The organism is Janthinobacterium sp. SUN176, from assembly GCF_030587335.1.
Classification (GTDB): domain Bacteria; phylum Pseudomonadota; class Gammaproteobacteria; order Burkholderiales; family Burkholderiaceae_D; genus Janthinobacterium; species Janthinobacterium kumbetense.
The window spans coordinates 102,520-123,788 of record NZ_JAPWIA010000005.1; the positions used below are offsets into that span (position 1 = coordinate 102,520).

The 21,269-nt window shown below is 63.7% G+C and carries 18 protein-coding genes and 1 pseudogene; all 19 read left to right on the top strand.

All coding sequences use genetic code 11. The features are described from left to right. Nucleotides 1-2: 2 nt before the first annotated feature. The 19 genes and pseudogenes from O3299_RS24580 (at nucleotide 3) to ahpC (ending at nucleotide 21,198) form a co-directional block, all read left to right on the top strand. Nucleotides 3-2,156, top strand: a complete 2,154-nt coding sequence (locus tag O3299_RS24580) for a M3 family metallopeptidase (RefSeq protein WP_305063387.1) — start codon at nucleotides 3-5, stop codon at nucleotides 2,154-2,156. A 109-nt stretch (nucleotides 2,157-2,265) separates the two neighbouring features. Beyond that, nucleotides 2,266-2,478, top strand: a complete 213-nt coding sequence (locus O3299_RS24585; protein ID WP_305063388.1) for a VF530 family protein — start codon at nucleotides 2,266-2,268, stop codon at nucleotides 2,476-2,478. An 11-nt stretch (nucleotides 2,479-2,489) separates the two neighbouring features. Beyond that, nucleotides 2,490-2,768, top strand: coding sequence for a DUF4404 family protein (locus O3299_RS24590; RefSeq protein WP_034753883.1), 279 nt, complete (start codon nucleotides 2,490-2,492; stop codon nucleotides 2,766-2,768). Nucleotides 2,769-3,005: 237 nt separating this feature from the next. After that, entirely contained in the window at nucleotides 3,006-5,267 is a 2,262-nt protein-coding gene (locus O3299_RS24595) for a YgiQ family radical SAM protein (RefSeq protein ID WP_305063468.1), read from the top strand. A 282-nt stretch (nucleotides 5,268-5,549) separates the two neighbouring features. Next, nucleotides 5,550-5,657: pseudogene (locus O3299_RS28105) on the top strand (zinc-ribbon domain-containing protein); the annotation flags it as partial. Between the two features lie 276 nt (nucleotides 5,658-5,933). Then, entirely contained in the window at nucleotides 5,934-6,608 is a 675-nt protein-coding gene (locus O3299_RS24605; protein WP_305063390.1) for a hypothetical protein, read from the top strand. A gap of 47 nt (nucleotides 6,609-6,655) precedes the next feature. Next, nucleotides 6,656-7,381, top strand: a complete 726-nt coding sequence (locus tag O3299_RS24610) for a hypothetical protein (RefSeq protein WP_289900538.1) — start codon at nucleotides 6,656-6,658, stop codon at nucleotides 7,379-7,381. Nucleotides 7,382-7,446: 65 nt separating this feature from the next. Then, nucleotides 7,447-8,577 carry a zinc ribbon domain-containing protein gene (locus O3299_RS24615; protein ID WP_143451411.1) on the top strand — a complete coding sequence of 377 codons (1,131 nt, stop codon included), beginning with the start codon at nucleotides 7,447-7,449 and terminating at the stop codon, nucleotides 8,575-8,577. 9 nt (nucleotides 8,578-8,586) lie between these two features. Continuing rightward, nucleotides 8,587-9,675, top strand: a complete 1,089-nt coding sequence (locus O3299_RS24620) for a zinc ribbon domain-containing protein (protein ID WP_305063391.1) — start codon at nucleotides 8,587-8,589, stop codon at nucleotides 9,673-9,675. A gap of 164 nt (nucleotides 9,676-9,839) precedes the next feature. Continuing rightward, complete coding sequence (locus O3299_RS24625; RefSeq protein ID WP_305063392.1) at nucleotides 9,840-10,721, top strand: EamA family transporter; 882 nt, start codon at nucleotides 9,840-9,842, stop codon at nucleotides 10,719-10,721. Nucleotides 10,722-10,929: 208 nt separating this feature from the next. Further along, nucleotides 10,930-11,889, top strand: a complete 960-nt coding sequence (locus O3299_RS24630) for a sugar ABC transporter substrate-binding protein (RefSeq protein WP_369811642.1) — start codon at nucleotides 10,930-10,932, stop codon at nucleotides 11,887-11,889. A gap of 84 nt (nucleotides 11,890-11,973) precedes the next feature. Further along, complete coding sequence (locus tag O3299_RS24635) at nucleotides 11,974-13,524, top strand: sugar ABC transporter ATP-binding protein (protein ID WP_305063393.1); 1,551 nt, start codon at nucleotides 11,974-11,976, stop codon at nucleotides 13,522-13,524. A gap of 18 nt (nucleotides 13,525-13,542) precedes the next feature. Further along, nucleotides 13,543-14,514, top strand: coding sequence for an ABC transporter permease (locus O3299_RS24640; protein WP_099666105.1), 972 nt, complete (start codon nucleotides 13,543-13,545; stop codon nucleotides 14,512-14,514). A 14-nt stretch (nucleotides 14,515-14,528) separates the two neighbouring features. After that, nucleotides 14,529-15,587 (top strand): LacI family DNA-binding transcriptional regulator, encoded by a 1,059-nt coding sequence (locus O3299_RS24645; protein WP_305054688.1) that lies wholly within the window; start codon nucleotides 14,529-14,531, stop codon nucleotides 15,585-15,587. Next, complete coding sequence (gene rbsK, locus O3299_RS24650) at nucleotides 15,584-16,492, top strand: ribokinase (RefSeq protein WP_251351564.1); 909 nt, start codon at nucleotides 15,584-15,586, stop codon at nucleotides 16,490-16,492. The genes O3299_RS24645 and rbsK overlap by 4 nt, the downstream gene beginning before the upstream one ends. 13 nt (nucleotides 16,493-16,505) lie before the next feature. Next, complete coding sequence (gene rbsD, locus O3299_RS24655; RefSeq protein WP_099666108.1) at nucleotides 16,506-16,898, top strand: D-ribose pyranase; 393 nt, start codon at nucleotides 16,506-16,508, stop codon at nucleotides 16,896-16,898. A 134-nt stretch (nucleotides 16,899-17,032) separates the two neighbouring features. Beyond that, nucleotides 17,033-19,876, top strand: a complete 2,844-nt coding sequence (locus tag O3299_RS24660; protein ID WP_305063394.1) for an EAL domain-containing protein — start codon at nucleotides 17,033-17,035, stop codon at nucleotides 19,874-19,876. 170 nt (nucleotides 19,877-20,046) lie between these two features. Continuing rightward, nucleotides 20,047-20,439 (top strand): DUF3597 domain-containing protein, encoded by a 393-nt coding sequence (locus O3299_RS24665; protein ID WP_305063395.1) that lies wholly within the window; start codon nucleotides 20,047-20,049, stop codon nucleotides 20,437-20,439. Between the two features lie 195 nt (nucleotides 20,440-20,634). Next, a complete protein-coding gene (gene ahpC / locus O3299_RS24670) occupies nucleotides 20,635-21,198 on the top strand; it encodes an alkyl hydroperoxide reductase subunit C (RefSeq protein ID WP_077398190.1) in 564 nt (187 codons plus the stop codon). The last annotated feature ends 71 nt before the right edge of the window (nucleotides 21,199-21,269 follow it).

Sequence of the window (21,269 nt, forward strand, 5' to 3'; positions counted from 1 at the left end):
TCATGATCCGTCCACAACTGCTCGTCATCGCCGCCAGCGTCATGCTGGCCCACGCCGCCCCATCCGCCATGGCTGCCGCCACTGCAAAAACCGCGCCTGCCGCCGCCGTCAGCGCCCAGAACCCCCTGCTCAAAGCCAGTCCGCTGCCATTCCAGATGCCGCAGTTCGGCCTGATCAAGGATGAACACTACGCGCCGGCGTTTGCCGAAGGCATGAAACGCCAGTTGGCCGAAGTCAACGCGATCGCCAGCAACCGCCAGGCGCCCACGTTCGAGAACACCATCGTGGCCCTCGAGCGCACGGGACAATTGCTGCACCGCGTGCAAAGCATTTTCAGCAACATGACGTCGACCAACACGAACAGCGTGCTCGAAGCGGTGGAAGTGGACGTGTCGCCGAAGCTGGCCGCGCATGGCGACGCCATCACCCTGAATCCGAAACTGTTTAACCGCATCGACACCCTGTACGCCAAGCGCGACATGCTGGGCCTGGATGCCGAATCCTTGCGCCTGCTGGAACGCTATCATACGGATTTCGTGCGCGCCGGCGCCAAGCTGTCCGATGCGGACAAGGAAAAACTGAAAGCCTATAACGCCGAACAGGCGGGCCTGGAAACGGCCTTCGCGCAAAACGTGCTGAAGGAAACGAATGCCAAGAGCATCGTCGTCGACACGCGTCTTGAGCTGGCCGGCATGACGGACAGCGATATCGATACGGCCGCCACGGCAGCCAAGGAGCGCGGCTTGACGGGCAAGTTCGTCATCGCTCTCGTGAACACCAGCGGCCAGCCGCCGCTGGCGGTATTGACGGATCGCAAGACGCGCCAGCGCCTGATGGATGCGTCGCTGAACCGTGGCAGCCAGGGTGGCGAGTTCGACAATCGCGCCATCGTGCTGAAGCTGGCCAAGCTGCGCGCCGAACGGGCCACCTTGCTTGGCTACGCCAATTACGCCGCGTACTCGCTGGAAGACCAGACGGCCAAGACGACCACGGCCGTCAACACCCTGCTGTCGGAATTGGCGAAACCGGCCGTTGCCAATGCGCGCCGCGAAGCGGCCGACCTGCAGCAAATCGTCGATGCCGAGAAGGGCGGTTTCCAGGTGGCAGCAGCCGACTGGGCCATCTACACGGACAAGCTGCGCAAGCAGCGTTTCAATTTCGATGAAAACGAGCTGAAACCGTACCTGGAATTGAACAGCGTGCTGAACAACGGCGTCTTCTTTGCCGCGAACAAGTTGTATGGCATCAGCTTCAAAGAACGCAAGGACTTGCCGGTGTACAACCCGGACGTGCGCGTCTACGACGTGCTGGACGCGAACGGCAAGCCGCTGGCCCTGTTCATCGCCGACTTCTATGCGCGCGGCAACAAGCATGGCGGCGCGTGGATGAATGAATACGTGTCGCAGTCGATGCTGATGGGCACGCATCCCGTCGTCGCCAACCAGCTGAACATTCCGAAGCCGCCCGCCGGCCAGCCGACCTTGTTGACGTTCGATGAAGTGACGACCATGTTCCACGAATTCGGCCATGCGCTGCACGGCATGTTTTCGAACGTGAAATATCCGCGCTTTGCTGGTACCAGCGTGCCGAGCGACTTCGTCGAGTATCCATCGCAAGTCAATGAAATGTGGGCCGTGTGGCCGGAAGTGCTGCAAAACTATGCCAAGCACTACCAGAGCGGCGCGGCCATGCCGCAGGAATTGCTCGACAAGGTGACGGCGGCGAAGAAATTCAACCAGGGTTTCATGACGACGGAATACCTGTCGGCGGCCCTGCTGGACCAGCGCTGGCACCAGCTGGCGCCGAGCCAGGTCCCGACCGACGTGCTGGCCTTTGAAGCGGCCTCGCTGAAGGATGCGGGCGTTGACTACGCGCCCGTGCCGCCGCGTTACCGCACCAGCTACTTCTCGCACAGCTTCTCCGGCGGCTACTCGGCGGCGTATTACGCCTACCTGTGGTCGGAAAAGCTGGACGCGGAATCGGTCAACTGGTTCAAGGAAAACGGCGGCCTGACGCGCAAGAATGGCGACTGGTTCCGCAGCAAATTGCTGTCGCGCGGCGGCAGCGTCGATGCGCTGCAGCTGTTCCGCGACTTCCGCGGCCGTGATGCCACCGTGGAACCATTGCTGGAACGCCGTGGCTTGAACGCCAAGTAAGACGTCCCCATCAGAAGCTTGCGTTGCGTTGACCTGGCGCACGCAAGCTTTCCGTGCCGGCGGCGTAGAATTGAGTAAGATGTAAACAAGAAGGCAGTCGAAAGAGTATATGAGTCAGCAAGATTTGAATGGCATTACCCTGGAAGGTATCGTGACGCGCCTGCACGCCCACTACGGTTGGGACGGCTTGGCCAAGCACATCGATATCAATTGCTTCATCAGCGATCCCAGCATCAAGTCGAGCCTGAAGTTTTTGCGCAAGACCCCGTGGGCCAGGAGCAAGGTGGAACAATTGTTTCTGGACACGAAATTTACTGACTGACAGGAAAAAACATGGATAGCAAACTCAAGGAATCGCTGCAACAACTGCATTCGACGCTGGAAACCAGCGGCCCCGTCGATGAAGAACTGCATGGTTTGCTGCAAAAACTCGATGTCGACATCAAGTTGCTGATGGAAAAGCGTGCCGCGCAGGAGCAGGAAGAAGAGTCGACCACCTATGGGCTGGCCGAGCGCAGCCAGGAATTGTCGGCCAAGTTTGCCGTCAAGCATCCGAAACTGGAGCCGGCGCTGCGAGAACTTGGTGAGATTCTAGCCAATATGGGTATTTAATTTAACCCTAAAGCAACATCTGGGGTCAGACCCGCCGGGTCTGACCCCAAGGGCCTCTTTCTCCCAAGTAATTGAAAATTAAACGTTTTTTGTACTGAAATCCAACAGTAAAAAGCAGGCCGTCAGGTTGGAAATGGCCAATTCCGGTACAATCCGTACCCTATGAGCTCCCCTACCAATTTATTTGCGACCGTTCCCAAGCGGTCTGCCCGCGCTGCCGTGGCGCCTTTCCTGCCGATGTCGCGTGCCGAGATGGACACGCTGGGCTGGGACCAGTGCGACGTCATCCTCGTCACGGGCGACGCCTACATCGACCATCCGAGTTTCGGCATGGCCCTGGTGGGCCGCCTGCTCGAAGCGCAGGGTTACCGCGTCGGCATCATCAGCCAGCCGGACTGGCTGTCGGCCGACGCGTTCCGCATCCTCGGCAAGCCGCGCCTGTACTACGGCATTACCGCCGGCAACATGGATTCCATGGTCAACCAGTACACGGCCGACCGCAAGATCCGCTCCGACGACGCCTACACGGCGAACGCGGAACCGAACAAGCGCCCGGACCGCGCCGTCACCGTGTACGCCCAGCGCGCGCGCGAAGCGTATCCCGACGTGCCCATCGTCATCGGCAGCATCGAAGCGTCGCTGCGCCGCATCGCCCATTACGATTACTGGTCGGACAAGGTCCGCCGTTCCGTCTTGCCCGATTCCAAGGCTGATTTGTTGATCTTCGGCAATGCCGAGAGGGCGCTGGTCGACCTGACGCACCGCCTGGCTGCCGGCGAATCGATCAAGGATATCCGCAACTTGCGCGGTACGGCCTTCATGGTGCCGTCCGGCTGGCTGCCTGGCGACGACTGGGGCGTGCACAATTCCACCCGCGTCGACGTGCCCGGCAAGATCGATCCGCACTACAGCCCGTACGAGATGGTGCAGGAAGACAAGACCGCCTGCGCCACGGAAAATGCGTCGAAGTCGGCCGAAGTCATCAAGCCGATCCGCATCATGAGCCGCGAAGAACGCCTGGCCATGGCCAAGGAAAAGCACGACAAGACGGTGGTGCGCCTGCCCGCCTACGACGTCGTCAAGGATGACCCCGTCATGTATGCGCACGCTTCGCGCGTGTTCCACCTGGAATCGAATCCCGGCAATGCGCGCGCCATGGTGCAGGCGCACGGCGAACGCGACGTGTGGCTCAACCCGCCGCCGCTGCCGCTGGCCATGGACGAGATGGATGGCGTGTATGACATGAATTATGCGCGCGCCCCGCATCCGAGCTATGGCAAGGCGCATATTCCCGCCTGGGAAATGATCCGCTTCTCCGTCAACATCATGCGCGGCTGCTTCGGCGGCTGCACCTTCTGCTCGATCACGGAGCATGAAGGACGCATCATCCAGAGCCGTTCGGAACCGTCGATCCTGCGCGAAATCGAGCATATCCGCGATAAAACCAAAGGCTTTACGGGCACCATTTCCGATATGGGTGGTCCGACGGCGAATATGTACCGCCTCGCCTGCAAGGAAAAAGAGATCGAAGTCTCGTGCCGCCGGCTGTCCTGCGTCTACCCGTCCATCTGCGTCAACCTGGGCACGGACCACAGCAAGCTCATTTCCCTGTACCGCAAGGCGCGCGCCATTCCCGGCATCAAGAAAGTCTTGATCAGCTCGGGCTTGCGCTACGACCTGGCCGTGCGTTCGCCCGAGTACGTGAAGGAACTGGTCACGCACCACGTCGGCGGTTTGCTGAAGATTGCTCCTGAGCACACGGAAGAGGGCACCTTGTCGAAGATGATGAAGCCAGGCATCGGTGCGTATGACGAGTTCAAGGAAATGTTCGACCGTTTCTCCCTGGAAGCAGGCAAGAAGCAGTATTTGATTCCCTACTTCATCGCCGCCCATCCGGGCACGACGGACGTGGACATGCTGAACCTGGCCCTGTGGCTGAAGAAAAACAATTTCAAATTGGATCAGGTGCAAACCTTCATGCCCACGCCGATGGCCATGGCGACGACCATGTATCACACGCGCAAGAATCCTTTGCGCAAGGTCACGGCAGACTCGGAAGTGGTGGAAACGGCGCGCAGCGGCAAGATCCGCCGCACCCATAAAGCGTTCCTGCGCTACCAGGACCCGGCCAACTGGCCGATCCTGCGCGAAGCGCTGGTCAACATGGGCCGTGGCGACTTGATTGGCAATGGCGACAAGCATTTGATTCCTGCCTGGACTTCGTCCGAGTCGGGCGGCCTGGCCGCCGGCGAACGCAGCCGCCAGACGCATGGCGCCGGCACGCCGGACAAGTTCAAGGTTATGCCGGGCAAGAACCGTATCGCCCTGGGCGGCACGGCCGCGGCGCCGAAGGCGACCGCCGTCGAGTCGAAGGTGCGTCCATCGATCTTGTCGACCATCAAGACGAAGGCCAAGCCGGCCGCCGTGCCGATGGGCCGTGGCAGCAAGCCGCCAGCCAAGGGCGGCCATGCCGCGCCGGCACGGGGCGGACGCAAGTAAGCGGTCCTCGGCACCCCGGGCATCGCCTGAAAACCCGGCAACGCACACAGCGTTGCCGGGTTTTTTGTTATCTGCGCACCAGCATGGGGCGGCGCACGGCCGTGATGGCGGAATTTTTACCAATATTTAAAAAATGAATAGAGCAAAAGGCAATTTTCCCTTGTGGCAACTTGGTGTTTGAAAATATACTCGTTGAATATTTAGCCGTACGGCAACAATGCTGCCATTCTGGCAAGCGCCAGCGTACGCGCCTTCCAGCGTTTAGATGAAAAGAGATGCCAATTGAAATGCCTTTCCTGCCAGGCCGAGAATAAGCCGGGCGCAAAATTCTGCTCTTCCTGCGGCACGACGTTTGCCGTTGCTCCTGCCGCCGCCGCTCCCGTGCCAGGCAAAGCCTGCGGCCAGTGCGGCCATGATTGCAAGCCGGATGCCAAGTTCTGCCCCAAGTGCGCATTCAGCTTTGCCGTGGCGCCCGTTGCCGCAGCGGTGCCGCCGCCGCTGCCGGAAGCGGTCATCGAGCCGGTCATCGCACCCGTTATCGAGCCGGTCATCGAGGCTGCGATCGCACCCGTGATCGAGCCGCTTATCGAGCCCGTCACTGAGCCCGTCATTGCATCCATACCCGTGCCTGAGCCGGAACCTGAGCCTGCCCCAGTGCCAGCGCCAGTGGCGGAGCCTGTCGCGCCGCCAGCGCCAGTGCTGGAAAAGCGCCGTGCCGTTCCTGGCGCCGCAGCGGAACCTGTTCCCGCGCCCGCAGCGGCATCCGACAGCCCGGCCGGTGGCAGCCGCATCAAGCTGATCGTCGCAGCCGTCGCGGCGGTAGTGGTAGTGGGTGCGGCAGGCGGATACTATTACCTGTCAGCCAAGCCTGCCGAACCCGCGCCAATCCCCACGCCGACGCTTCCCGCCGAAGAAACGACGGCTGCCGCCGAGCAGCCGCTGGCCATCAGCGACCCTGCGCTCGATGGCGCCACGACGGCCGACCATGCCGCGACACCTGCTGCCGAGCCTGAGCCTGAGCCAGCGGCAGCCCCCGCACCGGTTCCTGCTCCGGCACCGGCGCCGGCGCCAGTACCGGCACCTGTCGCGGAAAAACCCGCCAAGCCCGTCAAGGTGACGCCGCCGGCCGCGCCTGTTAGCAAGCCTTCCGGTCTCGAAAGCGTGATCACGGACAGCCTGTCGGAAGCGAGCCACTGCATGAGCCAGCGCAAATACGACTGTGCCATTGCCAACGCGAATGCCGTGTTGCGCATGGACACGGGCAACCGCTACGCGCTCGACATCAAGCGCAAGGCGAAAGAAGCGCAAGACAAGGCGCTGTCGCAAATCCAGATCGAGTAAGCCGCGCTGCTTGCCTTCCCCCTATTTTGATCTTTCCGGAGAATAACGTGAAAAACCTGAAACAAATGGCCAAGCCCCTGGTGGCGATGCTGGTCGTGTCCTCGATGCTGGCCGGTTGCGCCGCGCCGGGCGGCCCTGGCGCCACCGGCAATACCACCACCGCCGGCACGGAAGCGGCCAGCGGCGAATGCAATACGGCCATGCTGGCCGGCATCGGCGCCGTCGTGGGCGGCTTGCTGGGCGGTGGCAACAATACCGTGCGCGGCGCGGCCCTGGGCGCCAGCCTGGGCGCGCTCGCTTGCGTGGCCTTGAATTATCAAAGCCAGCAAGTCAAGACGGCGCAGCAGGTGCAGACCGACTACAAGGTGGCCAACAAGGGCAAGCTGCCCGAGCAGTCGACCCTGGTGAAATACGAGACGGGCTTTACGCCGTCCTCCGTGCGTCCGGGCCAGAAGGCGCAGACCAATTCGTATATCGAAGTGGCGGCCGGCACGCGCGATCCGAACCCGCTGGTGGAAGAGGAATTGAGCCTGTACAAGCCAAATGGCGACTTGATCAAAACCGTGCGCAAGGTGGTCAGCAGCAATAACGGCAGCGGCGCCTACAAGGGCGGCTTCTCGATTCCCATGCCCGAAGGCGTGCCGCAGGGCATTTACCCGGTGCGCACGGCCCTGTACCTGAATAGCAAGCGCGTCGGTGGCCAGGACGTCAAGCTGCAGATCGTCCAGCGCCAGGCGCCGGCATCCGAGCTGCAACTGGCGCAGGCCTACTAACACCGTGTTACCACGGGGCGGCCAGGCAGGCCGTCCCCTTTCGATTTCCCCCTTTCAGGCTAGACATGACCATTTCCACAGAAGCAGCTAAACCTCTTCCCTTTTCCTCCGCCGTGGGTTCGCTGATCGAAGCGACCGACGCCATCAGGAACTTCCGCGCGATTGCCTTGCTGGCCCTGACCTTCATCGGCGCCGTGCTCGTCGGTGGCGTGCTGACGATGCTTGCCGGCGGCATGAGCAGCGCGCTGCTGGCCTTCCTGGGCGCCTTGATGGCCTTCCTTGTGATGTTTTACGGTTCCAATGCCGTGGGCATCCTGCTGATGCGCGATGCGCAAGGCCAGCCGGGCATGAGCCTGGTGGATGCCGTGCTCGTTTCGCTGTACACGAGCCACCGCCTGATCGCGGTCGTCTTCCTTGAATTTCTGATCGTGCTGGCGGCCATGATCGCCATCGCCATCATCTTGTTCGTCTGCAAGATCCCCGTGCTCGGCCCCGTGCTGTACGCGGTCGTCTTCCCGCTGTCGGCCATCGTGCTGGGCGTGCTGGTGTTTGCACTGTTTTACGTGATGCTGCCGCTGGCCGGCCCTGCCGCCTGGTCGGGCGCCAGCGTGTTCCAGATCATTGCCCGCCTGAACCAGATCGTGCGCACCAAGCTGGTGTCCGTGATCTTGCTGGAAGTGCTGCTGTTCCTGATCACCGCGTTTGTGGCCCTGCTGATCTTTGGCGTGCTCGGTACCGGCGTGTCGCTCACCACGGGCATGTCGGCTGGCATCCTCAGCCTGGGCGAGATGAATATGTATGCGCTGGCTGCGGGCCTGGGTCGCGGCGGCTCCGGTTCCGGCTACATCGTCGCAGCCGGCCTGGGCGGCGGCTTGCTGATGGCGGCCGCGGCCGTAGTGCCTGGCCTGATCTTTACCAAGGGCGTGTGCATCATTTACCTGGACGCCACGCGCAATGTCGATTTCAGCGCTTCGGAAGCGAGCCTGAACGACGGCCTGGCCACGGTCAAGAAAAAAGCCGAGGAAGCGCGCGAGCGCGCGCGTGCCCTGGCCGAGCAGGCGAGCGCCCCCGCCGCGCCAGCCGCTGCCGCTGCACCGGCCGCCGCGCCGGTTGACAGCCTGCAGTGCCCAAGCTGCAAGGCACCGGTCGCATCCGATGATGTGTTTTGCGGCGAATGCGCGCATAAACTCAAGTAAAGGCACGCCATGGCTCACTTCTGCACCCAATGCGGCACCGCCCATGTTCCCGGCGCGCGTTTTTGCGATGAATGCGGCAAGGCCGTGAACGCCGCGCCGTCGCCCGCACCTGCGCCGTCGCCCGTCGCGCCCGTCAAGCCGGCCGGCGTGCAGCGGCGCCACCTCCTCCTTGCCGGCGGCGTGCTGGCGGTGGTCGTCGTGGCCGGTGGCGCGCTGGCGTGGCTGCTGGCGCCAGAGGCGGCCTCGTCCAGCAGTTTCAGCCGTGCCATCGATGCCCACCTGGCGGCCGACGAGGCGGTGCGCGACAAGTTGCTGTGCCTTGCCAACTTGCCGTACCAGAAGGAAGAGATCCGCGTGGCGTCGTACGACAGTCCTACCCGGCAATGGCTGGATATCCTCGTGCGTAGCGGACTGTACAGCGCACCCGTCGAACAAAGCAGCGGCGGCTGGGTTGCGCAATCGCAATTCGTCTACGCGCTGGCCGCACCGGGCAAGGCGGCCTTGCGCGGCGACAAGCTGTGCGTGGCCAAGGGCGTGAAAGTGGCCAAGGTCAGCGGCTACGATCAGGTGCGCGACCTGGGCGAACAGCAAGTGGCGATGGCCAAGGCCACCCTGGCGTTGACCGATGAGGCGGCGTGGTTCGCCAAGTCGCCGGACCGCGCATTGATCCTGCAACGCTTGCCGGACGGCGACCTGGAAGTGCGGCTGCCGCTGGCGCTGGTCGACAAGCAGTGGCAAGTCATCGACCAAGCGCAGATGAGCCAGGCGGCCATGACCGGCGTGATGGGCAAAGCGCGGGCAGGGCAGGGCGCGGGCATGCTGGACAAGCTGAAAAGCGTGTTCAGCTTTGGCGGCCACCCGGCCGTGGGAAAATGGCAGGCGGCGATGGGCAATGTCCTGGAATTTACACGCGACAGCGTGATCAATAACGGGACTTCGACCAGGGCCACCTTCACCACCAACGGCAATACCGTGACGATCGCACCGGAAGGCGCGGGCGAAACGGCCATGGACATTATCGTCAGCGACGATGGCAGCACGGCGCAGATCAGCATGGGCGGCATGCGGGTGACGACCCTGCGCCGCATGCGCGATTAGGCAGCTGTCCAGGCGGCGCAGCTTGCCGCCTTGCAGCATTCCAGAAGCCCGGCCATGCCGGGTTTTTTTACGCCGCCGGCCAGACAGGGGAGGCAGGTATTTATCTTGACATCAAGATAGTTCGCGCCCACACTGGTCTTTTATCTTAATGTCGAGATAGTTTCATGGCCTCTTCCTTTGCCCGCCCCGCCTGGGGCGATATTCTGCTCACGGCGCTGGCGCCCCTGATCTGGGGTTCCACGTATATCGTCACGTCCGAACTGCTGCCGCCGCACCGGCCCTTCACGGCGGCCCTGATCCGCGTGTTGCCGGCCGGCTTGCTGTTGCTGCTGATCATGCGGCGCCTGCCCGCGCGGCGCGACTGGGTCCGCGTGCTGATCCTGTCCGCGCTGAATATCGGCGTGTTCCAGGCGCTGCTGTTCGTCGCCGCCTACCGCTTGCCGGGCGGCCTGGCGGCCGTGGTGGGGGCCATCCAGCCGCTGCTGGTGATGGGGCTCGCCTGGGGCGTGGAAGGACGCCGCCCGGCCCGCCTGGCCCTGGGCGCCAGCGTGCTGGGCGTGGCCGGCATGGGCGTCTTGCTGTTGTCGCCGCGCACGGTGTGGGAACCCATCGGCATCGCCGCCGCGCTGGGCGGCACGGCCTGCATGGCGGCCGGCACCTATCTGACGCGGCGCTGGAAGCCGGACTTGCCCGTGCTGGCGCTGACGGGCTGGCAATTGCTGCTCGGCGGCCTGATGCTGGCGCCCGTCGCCTGGCTGGCCGACGCGCCCTTGCCGGCACTGTCCTGGCAGCAAGTCCTGGCCTACGCCTACCTGTGCCTGGCCGGCGCCCTGCTGGCGTATGCCTTGTGGTTCCGCGGCATCGCCCGCCTGTCGCCCGTGGCCGTGTCCTCGCTGGGCTTGCTCAGCCCCCTGATGGCCGTCGTGCTGGGCTGGGCCTTGCTGGGCCAGGCCATGACGGGCTGGTCGATGCTGGGCTTGCTGCTGGTGCTGGCCAGCGTGCTGGCCGTGCAGTGGGCCAGCGCCCGTCCCGCAACAAAGTCCTGACTTCCGCGTATTTCCCTCCGGCAGGCTGATGGCATCAGCCTGCCTGTTTCCCTCTGGGCGCTCCCTTTTTGCTGCACCGCACATACAGTTTTGCTTGCACTGATATGGGGCATTGAGGCACTATTCGCTTCGCGCAAACGTTTGCGCGCAACGAATTTCCTAAAAAGCATGCAGTACACGTGCTTGACCAACAACTCTGGAGACGCTCATGACATCCCGTATTCGCCTGAAAATGATTGCCGCCGCTGTCCTGGTATGTGCCTTGCCCGCCGTGCCGGCGATGGCGCAGACACCTGCCAAACCAAAGGTGGCGCTGGTGATGAAGTCGCTCGCCAATGAATTTTTCCTGACCATGGAAAATGGCGCCAAGGCGCATCAGAAGGCGAATGCCGCCAAGTACGACCTGCTGTCGAACGGCATCAAGGATGAAACGGATACGTCGAGCCAGATCAAGCTGGTCGAGCAAATGATCGTCTCGCGCGTCAACGCGCTGGTGATCGCGCCGGCCGACTCGAAAGCGCTGGTGCCAGTGCTGAAGAAAGCCATCGACGCGGGCATCATCGTCGTCAATATCGACAACAAGCTCGACGCGGGCGCCCTGAAAGAGAAGGGCATCACCGTGCCGTTCGTCGGCCCGGACAACCGCAAGGGCGCCAAGGTGGTCGGCGACTACCTGGCGCAGCAAATCAAGAAGGGCGACCCCGTCGGCATCATCGAAGGCGTGTCCACCACCTACAATGCGCAGCAGCGCACCCTGGGTTTCCAGGATGCCATGACGGCAGCCGGTGCGAAAGTCGTCAGCGTGCAGTCGGGCCAGTGGGAAATCGCCCCCGCCAACACGGTGGCGGCCGCCATGCTGAACGCCAATCCGAATATCAAGGCTTTGCTGTGCGGTAACGACAACATGGCCATCGGCGCCATTTCCGCCATCAAGGCGGCCGGCAAGACGGGCAAAGTGCTCGTCGTCGGCTACGACAACATCAACGCCATCAAGCCGATGCTGGCCGATGGCCGCGTGCTGGCTACCGCCGACCAGTTCGGTTCGCAACAAGCCGTGTTCGGCATCGAGACCGTGCTGAAAGCCCTGGCGCAGAAGAAGAAACAGGCCGAGCTTGGTGGCGTCATCGAAACCAAGGTCGAACTGGTCGCCAAGGGCGCCAAGTCCTGATCGTTTGATCCCGCCGGGGCCGGCGCCCGCTTGCTCACCGAGCAGGCGCCGCCGGCCCCGCCGCCACTACCGCGGAGTTTTATCATGCCCACCGACATTCCACCGGCGCCAGCCGCCATCCCCTTGTTAACGCTCGATAACATCGGCAAGTCCTATGTCGGCCCCGTCCTCGGTGGCGTGGGCCTGCGCTTCGCCCCTGGCCAGGTGCTGGCGCTGACGGGCGAAAACGGCGCGGGCAAGAGCACCTTGTCGAAAATCATCTGCGGCCTGGAGCAAGCCACCACGGGCACGATGTTGCTCGACGGCAAGCCATACCAGCCCGCCTCGCGCGGCGCCGCCGAGGCGCTGGGCATCCGCATGGTGATGCAGGAACTCAACCTGATTCCCACCCTGTCGATCGCGGAAAATCTGTACCTGAAGAATTTGCCGCAGCGTTTCGGCTTCATCGACCGCAACCGTCTTGAGCGCGACGCGCGCGAACAGATGGAAAAAGTGGGATTGGGCGGCCTCGACCCGTGGACCTTGGTCGGCGAACTGGGCATCGGCCACCAGCAAATGATCGAGATCGCGCGCAATTTAATTGGCGCTTGCCGCCTGCTGGTGCTCGATGAACCGACGGCCATGTTGACGCACCGCGAAGTGGAATTGCTGTTCCTGCAAATCGAACGCCTGAAAGCCGACGGCGTGTGCATCATCTATATTTCCCACCGCCTGGAAGAACTCAAGCGCGTGGCCGACCGCATCGCCGTGCTGCGCGACGGCCAGCTCGTGTGCGACGACGATATCGCGGGCCACTCCGCCGCCGACCTGGTCAGCCTGATGGTGGGCCGCTCGGCCGACGACGCCGTCGACCTGAGCGGCCGCGCCATCGGCGCACCGCTGCTGCGCGTGCGGGGCCTGGCGCGCGGCAAGGTCGTCAACCCGACCTCGTTCGACTTGCGTGCCGGCGAAATCCTCGGCATCGCCGGCTTGATCGGCTCGGGCCGCACGGAATTGCTGCGCCTGATCTTTGGCGCCGACCGCGCCGACGCGGGTGACGTGTTCCTCGGCGACAGCGCAACGCCCGCCGCCTTGCACTCGCCGCAGGCCGCCGTGCAAGCGGGCATCGCCATGATCACGGAAGACCGCAAGGGCCAAGGCTTGCTGCTGCGCCAGTCGATCGCCGTCAACACGACCCTGGCCTCGCTTGACACCGTCAGCGGCGCTGGCTGGCTCAACGACGCGGCCGAAGCGACGGTGGCCGACGACTATATCCAGCGCCTGGGCATTCGCTCGCGCAACAGCGCGCAAACGGTGGCGGAATTGTCCGGCGGTAACCAGCAAAAGGTGGTGATCGCCCGCTGGCTGTACCGCGACTGCCCCGTCATGCTGTTCGACGAGCCCACGCGCGGCATCGATATCGGCGCCAAGTTTGATATTTATCAGGTGCTGGCCGAACAGGCGCGCCAGGGCAAGGGCCTCGTCATCGTGTCGAGCGACTTGCGCGAACTGATGCTGATCTGCGACCGCATCGCCGTCATGAGCGCCGGCAGCATCGTCGACACCTTCGAGCGCGGCGCCTGGAGCCAGGACGCGCTGCTGTCGGCCGCCTTCTCCGGCTATTTGACCCCCACTTCCACTCCAGCTGCGGCCTGATCCGCCGGAAAGATTCCCATGACCACCAACTCCTCTCCTTCGTATCTGCAGCGCAGCCTGGCCGACCTGAAAAACTATGCGGGCCTGATCGGCGCCCTGGTCGCCATGTGCGTACTGTTCTCGTTTGCCAGCGAAAACTTCTTCACGCTCGCCACCCTGAGCACCCTGTCGAACAACATCCCCACCCTGGTGGTGATGGCCGTCGGCATGACGTTTGTGCTGATCATCGGCGGCATCGATTTGTCCGTCGGTTCCGTGATGGCGTTGGCCGCGTCCGTGCTGTCGCTGGCCGTCGTGCACTGGGGCTGGCCCGTGTGGAGCGCGGCCCTGCTGGGCATGTTCGTCGCCGCCCTGTGCGGCGCCACCACGGGCCTCATTTCCGTCGGCTGGCGCATTCCCTCGTTCATCGTCTCGCTGGGCGTGCTGGAAATGGCGCGCGGCATGGCGTATCAAGTGACGAACTCGCGCACGGAATACATCGGCAGCGCCGTTGACGGCATCAGCTCGCCGATCGCGTTCGGCCTGTCGCCCGCCTTCATCGCCTCGATCGCCATCGTCGTCATCGGCCACCTGGTGCTCACGCGCACGGTGCTGGGCCGCCACTGGATCGGCATCGGCACGAATGAGGAAGCCGTACGTTTGTCCGGCATCAATACAAAACCGTCGAAGGTGCTGGTGTTCGCCCTGATGGGCTTTCTGGCCGGCGTGGGCGCGCTGTTCCAGGTGTCGCGCCTGGAAGCGGCCGACCCGAACGGCGGCGTGGGCATGGAATTGCAAGTGATCGCTGCCGTGGTGATCGGCGGCACGAGCCTGATGGGCGGCCGCGGTTCCGTCATCAGCACCTTTATCGGCGTGTTGATCATTTCCGTGCTGGAAGCGGGCCTGGCGCAAGTGGGCGTGTCGGAACCCGTGAAACGCATCGTCACGGGCCTGGTGATCGTCGCCGCCGTGGTGCTCGACACCTACCGCCGCCGCGGCGAACGCGCCTAAGCGCCACATCGCCCATGGCAACCATCAAGCAAGTGGCGCAGGCGGCGGGGGTGTCGTTTACCACCGTGTCGCACGTCCTCAACAATACCCGCCCCGTCAGCGACGAGGCGCGCCGCGCCGTGCTGGCGGCGGCGGAGCAATTGCATTACGTGCCCAGCGCGCTGGCGCGTTCCCTGCGCAGCCGCAGCACGGGCACCATCGGCCTGATCATTCCCAACAATACGAACCCGTATTTTTCGGAAGTGGCGCGCGGCATCGAGGACAGCTGCTACGCGGCCGGCTACAGCGTCATTTTGTGCAATTCCGATGACGACCCCGTCAAGCAGCGCGACTACCTGAACGTGCTGCTGACCAAGCGCTGCGACGGCCTGATCCTGTCCGCGCTGGCCGACAGCGACGGCGAATTGCTGCGCAAGATGAAGGTGCCGGCCGTGCTGCTCGACCGCGCGCCCAGCGACCTGTCCATCGATGCCGTGGCCGTCGACAACCGCGCCGGCGGCGTGCTGGCCGCGCGCCATTTGCTGGGCCTGGGACGCCGGCGCCTCGCCTGCATCGCCGGTCCCCGCGAAGTGAGCATTTCCAACGACCGCATCGCCGGCGTGCGCAGCGCCATGGCGGACGCCGGCGTGGTCCTGGCCGACGCCCTGTGCCGCCACAGCGATTTTACGAGCGCGGGCGGCTATGCGGCCGCGCTGGACTTGCTGGCGCTGCCGCCAGACCAGCGCCCCGATGCCTTGTTCTGCTGCAATGACCTGATGGCCTTCGGCGCCTTGCGCGCCGCCGCCGAGCGCGGCATCGCCGTGCCGTGCGAACTGGCCGTCGTCGGCTTCGACGATATCGACCTGGCCAGCTTCGTGCATCCGGCCCTGACCAGCGTGGCGCAAAATACGCGCGAACTGGGCCGCATCACGGCCGCCTGCCTGCTGGCGCGCATCGCCGACCCCGCCTTGCCGCGCCAGCAGCGCAGCATCGCCCCGGAATTGCACGTGCGCGGCTCCAGCGCGGCCGTCAGTTTACCTTCTTCCGCACCTACTTCTTCACCTGCAACTGAACTGATGGGAATGACATCATGATCGTGGTTATCGGCAGCATCAATATGGACCTGGTCTTGCGCGTGCCGCGCATGCCCCTCCCCGGCGAAACCCTGACGGGCGGCGCCTTTCGCACCATTCCTGGCGGCAAGGGCGCCAACCAGGCCGTGGCCTGCGCGCGCCTGAGCGGCAAAGTGGCGGGCGCCCAGCAAGTGGCCATGGTCGGCTGCGTGGGCGACGACGCGTTCGGTGCGACGTTGCGCGCGGCGCTGGTCGGCGACGGCATCATCGACAGCCACATCACCACCTTGCCGGGCGTGGCGTCCGGCATCGCCTCGATTCTCGTCGACGACAATGGCCAGAACAGCATCGTCATCGCCGGCGGCGCCAACGATCTGTTGAGCCCTGCACACATTGATGCGGCGCAAGGCTTGATCGAACAGGCCGATATCGTCGTGCTGCAGCTGGAAACGCCGATGGCCACCGTCGTGCATGCGATCAAGCTGGCCCGTTCGCTGGGCAAGACCGTGGTGCTGAACCCGGCCCCGGCGGCCAGCCTGCCGGACGGCGTGCTGGAACTGGTCGACTACCTGATACCGAATGAAATCGAAGCGGCCATGCTGGCCGGCGTCAGCCCGGATGGCGCGGATGCCAAGGCGCTGGCCGCCGCACTGCAAAAGCTGGGCAGCGACAACGTCATCATCACCCTCGGTTCCAAGGGCGTGCACGCGGCCCTGTACGGCGGCGACTTCACCTTCCCCGCCGAAGTGGTGCAAGCCGTCGACACGACGGCCGCCGGCGACACCTTCATCGGCGGTTTTGTGGCGGGCCTGGCGTCCGGCATGGACGAGGCGGAAGCGATCCAGCAAGGCCAGCGCGCGGCCGCCTGGAGCGTCACCAAGCCCGGCGCGCAAACCTCGATTCCCCACTTGCACGAGCTGTTCTAACGACACCACGCCCATGAAAAAATCACCGCTGCTCAATATCGCACTGTCGCAACTGATCGCTTCGCTCGGCCATGGCGACATGCTCGTCATCGGCGACGCGGGCTTGCCGTCGCAGCCGGGCGTGCCCCTGATCGACCTGGCCCTGACGCGCGGCATCCCCGGCTTCATCGATACCGTCAACACGGTATTGACTGAAATGCAGGTGGAATACCATTTGCTCGCCAGCGAGTTGCCGCAGCATAATCCGGCCATGGCGGCGCAGGTGGCGGCCTTGTCCCTGCCCGATGCGCGCCAGGTGACGCACGAGGAGTTCAAGCAATTGAGCAAGGGCGCGCGCGCCATCGTGCGCACGGGCGAGTGCAGTCCGTATGCCAACATCATTTTGGTGGCCGGCGTCGTGTTCTAGCGCAAACAATGGCGACATTGTTTGCCAAAAACATCAACGCTATTGTCCTCACTGAAATAGTTATCCATTGGCAAAAGGGGCGGCTACAATAGCCTTACCCCTGCCAGCTCGGCAGCTTCCTGTGGTGTTCCGCCATGCCGATGAAAGCCCGCGACGCTTTCCGCCTTGTCTTGCCGCTCGCCGGCAGGCTGGCGCGCGCCTGGCGTGGCTTTGTCTTCCTGCTGCTGTGCCTGGCCACACCAGCCCGGGCGCTGGAACCCGTTACCCTGCAGCTCAATTTCACGCACCAGTTCCAGTTTGCCGGTTATTACGCGGCCATCGAGCAAGGCTATTACCGCGAGGCGGGGCTGGAAGTCAGGCTGGTCGAAGGCGGCGGCGGGCCGCTGGCCGAGGCGGCCGTGCTGGCGGGCCAGGCCGACTATGGCGTGGGCAACAGCACCTTGTTGCTCAGCCGACTGGCCGGCAAGCCCCTGGTGGTGCTGGCCGTCGTGTTCCAGCATTCGCCCAGCGTGCTGCTGATGCGCCAGCAGGGCGGCGCGCCCGACGTGCGCAAGCTGGTGGGGGCGCCCGTGATGATCGGCGCGGCCGGCGACGTGGCCCTTGCCGCCGATGAAGTGTCGCTGTTCCTGGCGAAAATGGGCGTCGCGCAGCAGCAGATGCGCCACTTGCCGCCCAGCTACCGCATCGAGGATTTGATCGATGGCAAGGTCGACGCCATCGCCGCGTATTCCACCAACGAACCGGACTACCTGGACCGGGCGGGCTTTCCCTATTACCAGTTCACGCCGCGCACGGCCGGCATCGATTTCTACGGCGACAACCTGTTTACCAGCGAGCACGAACTGCGCCGCCATCCCGAGCGCGTGAAAGCGTTCCGCGCGGCCAGCTTGCGCGGCTGGCAATACGCGATGGCGCACCGCGAGGAAATGGCGCAACTGATCCACGTCAAATACAGCCAGCGCCACGACCGCGCGCACCTGCTGTACGAGGCGCAGCAGATGGAATTGCTGCTGCAGCCCGTGCTGGTGGAGCTTGGCTACATGAATCCCCAGCGCTGGCAGCACATCGCCGACACGTATGCCAGCATGGGCGTGCTGCCGCGCAATGCCACGGACAGCCGCGCCTACAAGGGTTTCCTGTATCGCCCCGTGCCGGGCGCCGACCTGGGCTGGCTATACCTGTCGCTGGGCCTGGCGGGCAGCTTGCTGGCCGTGTCGGCGGCCTTTCACTTCAACAACCTGGCCCGCGAGCGCCGCCGCACGGAGGAAACCATCCGCCAGGGGGAATTGCGCTTTCGCACCATGTTCGAGGAAGCGCCCATGGGCATCGCCCTGATCGATACCGTGAGCGGACAGTTTCTCGACATCAATCCGCGCTACCTGGCCATCAGCGGGCGCAGCCTGGAACACATGAAGCAAACGAGCTGGATGGAGATCAGCCATCCCGACGATGTGCCCGGCGAGCAGGAGCAGGTGGCGCAGTTGCTGGCGCGTAGCCTGCAGGGCTTTCGCCACGCCAAGCGGATCGTCCGGCCCGATGGCGGCGTGGTGTGGGTCGACGCCTCGGTGACGGCCATCGCCACGGCGCGCCATGGCGGCCCGCACCACCTGTGCATGCTGGAAGACGTGACGGACAAGCGGCAAACGGAAGCGCTGATCTGGCAGCAAGCCAACTTCGATACCCTGACGCAATTGCCGAACCGGCGCATGTTCCACGAACGCCTGCGCCAGGCGCTGGCTCAGGGGCGGCGCGATGCGAGCCGCGTGGCCATCCTGTTCATTGACCTCGACCATTTCAAGGAAGTCAACGACACCCTCGGCCACCACCAGGGCGATATCCTGCTGATCGAGGCGGCGCGGCGCATCCGCGTGGGCGTGCGCGAGACGGACACGGTGGCGCGCCTGGGCGGCGATGAATTCACGGTGATCCTGTCCGACCTCGATGATCTGCAGCAAGTCGACCGCATCGCGCGGCAGATACTCGACGGCTTGCTGGCGCCATTCCTGCTGGGGCAGGAGCAGGCGTTCGTTTCGGCCTCGATCGGCATCACCCTGTATCCGGACGACGCGGGCACCATCGAGGAATTGCTCAAGCACGCGGACCAGGCCATGTACGTGTCGAAAGGGGCGGGGCGCAATCGCTACAGCTACTTTACGCCCGCCATGCAGGTGGCGGCCGTCAACCGCATGCGCCTGGGGGCGGACTTGCGCACGGCCCTGCGCGAACAGCAGATGCAGCTGTATTACCAGCCCATCGTCGCGCTGCATGGCGGACGCATCGAGAAGGCGGAAGCCTTGCTGCGCTGGCACCATCCGCAGCGGGGCCTCGTGTGTCCGCCGGATTTCCTCGCGCTGGCCGAAAGCAGCGGCCTGATCGTGGAGATCGGCGACTGGGTGCTGTGCACGGCGGCGGCGCAACTGCTGCATTGGCGTGCGCAAGGTCATGCCATCGGCTTGCCGGGGCTGCAACTGTGCCTGAACCAGTCGTCGCTGGAATTGCAGCGCGAAGTCGAGGCGCCCGGCACCTGGCTGCGCCAGCTGGCGGCGCTCGGTGTGCCGGCCTCGGCCATCGTGCTCGACATGCGTGAAGATGTGCTTTTACCTGGCGGCACCAGCATGGCGCCACGCTTGCAGCACTTGCGTGAAGCGGGCTTGCAGATCGCCCTGGACGACTTCGGCAGCGGCCATGCTTCGCTGACGCAATTGCAGCAATGCGGTATCGATTACCTGAAGCTCGACGGCGTGCTGGTGCGCAAGCTGGCGCCCGGCGCCAGCGAGCTGGTGCTGTGCGAAGCCATCGTCACCATGGCCCACAAGCTGGGCTTGCGGGTGATTGCCGAAGGGGTGGAGACCGATGAGCAGCGCGCGCGGCTGCTGGAGATCGGCTGCGATTTTGCGCAAGGCGAGCTGTTTGCGCCGCCGCTGGCCATCGAAGCGTTCGATGCGCTGCTGCGCGCGCAGCGGCCCTTGCACCCTTGAAACAGGCATCGCCTGCCACCAGATGGCATGCACGCCTGCGGGACAGGGCTCCCGGCTTGAACGGGCTTATACTCGACGGGCTGGCGCCTGCGCCCGGCTTTGCTGTCACCGGTACCTACACCGGGAGCGCAGGCAGTATTTCTTCCATTCACTCAACTCGAGGTGACCTCATGGGCATTTTCAGCAATATCTACAACAAGATCTTCCACCATTCGTCCGACGCTGCCCCGGCAGCCACGCCAGCCGCCGCTACCGACGCGCCAGCTGCCGCCGCACCGGCCGCTGCACCAGCGGCTGCCGTGCCGGTGGTGGACGTGGAAGTGGTGCTGGTCGACCTGGCCAGCAAGAACGCGGAAAAACTCAATTGGCGCACGTCCATCGTTGACCTGATGAAACTGCTTCAACTGGACAGCAGCCTGGCTGCGCGCAAGGAACTGGCACAAGAGCTGCATTTCACGGGCGACACCAACGATTCGGCCAGCATGAATATCTGGCTGCACCGCCAGGTGATGATCAAGCTGGCGGAAAACGGCGGCAAGGTACCGGAAGAGCTGAAAAACTAAGAACTGAACACCTGGCGGCGGCAGGGGTATCCACTGTCACCGCTATCCAATCCCGTGGGAACTGCCTATCATGGAGTTCCCATGGCGTCATGATAGCTAAAACTAATTGAAACTATTGTGACAATCAATTTTGCATATGGGTTAAAACCCCTTACACTAGAGTCTTACTGATTCACCACACGAGAGGAAATGACTATGTCGCTGATCAATACCCAAGTTAAACCATTCAAGGCAACCGCTTACCACAATGGCAAATTCGTCGACCTGACGGAAGCGTCGCTGAAAGGCAAGTGGTCGGTATTCGTCTTCTACCCAGCCGACTTCACCTTCGTTTGCCCAACCGAACTGGAAGATCTGGCCGATCACCACGCTGAATTCCAGAAACTGGGCGTCGATGTCTACGGTATCTCGACCGATACCCACTTCGCGCACAAAGCCTGGCACGACACCTCGGACGCGATCAAGAAAGTGCAATACGCACTGATCGGCGACCCAACCGGCGCCCTGTCGCGCAACTTCGAAGTCATGATCGAAGAAGAAGGCCTGGCACTGCGCGGTACCTTCGTCATCAATCCTGACGGCTTCATCAAAGTGCTGGAAGTGCATGACAACGGCATCGGCCGTGACGCAGCGGAACTGTTGCGCAAAGTCAAAGCCGCTCAGTACGTGGCGAACCACCCAGGCGAAGTGTGCCCAGCCAAATGGACGGAAGGCGCAGCGACCCTGACCCCATCGCTGGACCTGGTTGGCAAGATCTAAGTCTTGAAACCTTGCAACATCTAGCAGCAAACAAGTAGTTACCGCGATGCCGGACCGGGTGTCCGGCCCGG

Excerpts from the sequence above, each read along its gene's own strand:
- O3299_RS24580 (WP_305063387.1), top strand. The coding sequence starts at position 3 with ATGATCCGTCCACAACTGCTCGTCATCGCCGCCAGCGTCATGCTGGCC.
- O3299_RS24585 (WP_305063388.1), top strand. The coding sequence starts at position 2,266 with ATGAGTCAGCAAGATTTGAATGGCATTACCCTGGAAGGTATCGTGACG.
- O3299_RS24590 (WP_034753883.1), top strand. The coding sequence starts at position 2,490 with ATGGATAGCAAACTCAAGGAATCGCTGCAACAACTGCATTCGACGCTG.
- O3299_RS24595 (WP_305063468.1), top strand. The coding sequence starts at position 3,006 with ATGTCGCGTGCCGAGATGGACACGCTGGGCTGGGACCAGTGCGACGTC.
- O3299_RS24615 (WP_143451411.1), top strand. The coding sequence starts at position 7,447 with ATGACCATTTCCACAGAAGCAGCTAAACCTCTTCCCTTTTCCTCCGCC.
- O3299_RS24620 (WP_305063391.1), top strand. The coding sequence starts at position 8,587 with ATGGCTCACTTCTGCACCCAATGCGGCACCGCCCATGTTCCCGGCGCG.
- O3299_RS24625 (WP_305063392.1), top strand. The coding sequence starts at position 9,840 with ATGGCCTCTTCCTTTGCCCGCCCCGCCTGGGGCGATATTCTGCTCACG.
- O3299_RS24630 (WP_369811642.1), top strand. The coding sequence starts at position 10,930 with ATGACATCCCGTATTCGCCTGAAAATGATTGCCGCCGCTGTCCTGGTA.
- O3299_RS24635 (WP_305063393.1), top strand. The coding sequence starts at position 11,974 with ATGCCCACCGACATTCCACCGGCGCCAGCCGCCATCCCCTTGTTAACG.
- O3299_RS24640 (WP_099666105.1), top strand. The coding sequence starts at position 13,543 with ATGACCACCAACTCCTCTCCTTCGTATCTGCAGCGCAGCCTGGCCGAC.
- O3299_RS24645 (WP_305054688.1), top strand. The coding sequence starts at position 14,529 with ATGGCAACCATCAAGCAAGTGGCGCAGGCGGCGGGGGTGTCGTTTACC.
- rbsK (WP_251351564.1), top strand. The coding sequence starts at position 15,584 with ATGATCGTGGTTATCGGCAGCATCAATATGGACCTGGTCTTGCGCGTG.
- rbsD (WP_099666108.1), top strand. The coding sequence starts at position 16,506 with ATGAAAAAATCACCGCTGCTCAATATCGCACTGTCGCAACTGATCGCT.
- O3299_RS24660 (WP_305063394.1), top strand. The coding sequence starts at position 17,033 with ATGCCGATGAAAGCCCGCGACGCTTTCCGCCTTGTCTTGCCGCTCGCC.
- O3299_RS24665 (WP_305063395.1), top strand. The coding sequence starts at position 20,047 with ATGGGCATTTTCAGCAATATCTACAACAAGATCTTCCACCATTCGTCC.
- ahpC (WP_077398190.1), top strand. The coding sequence starts at position 20,635 with ATGTCGCTGATCAATACCCAAGTTAAACCATTCAAGGCAACCGCTTAC.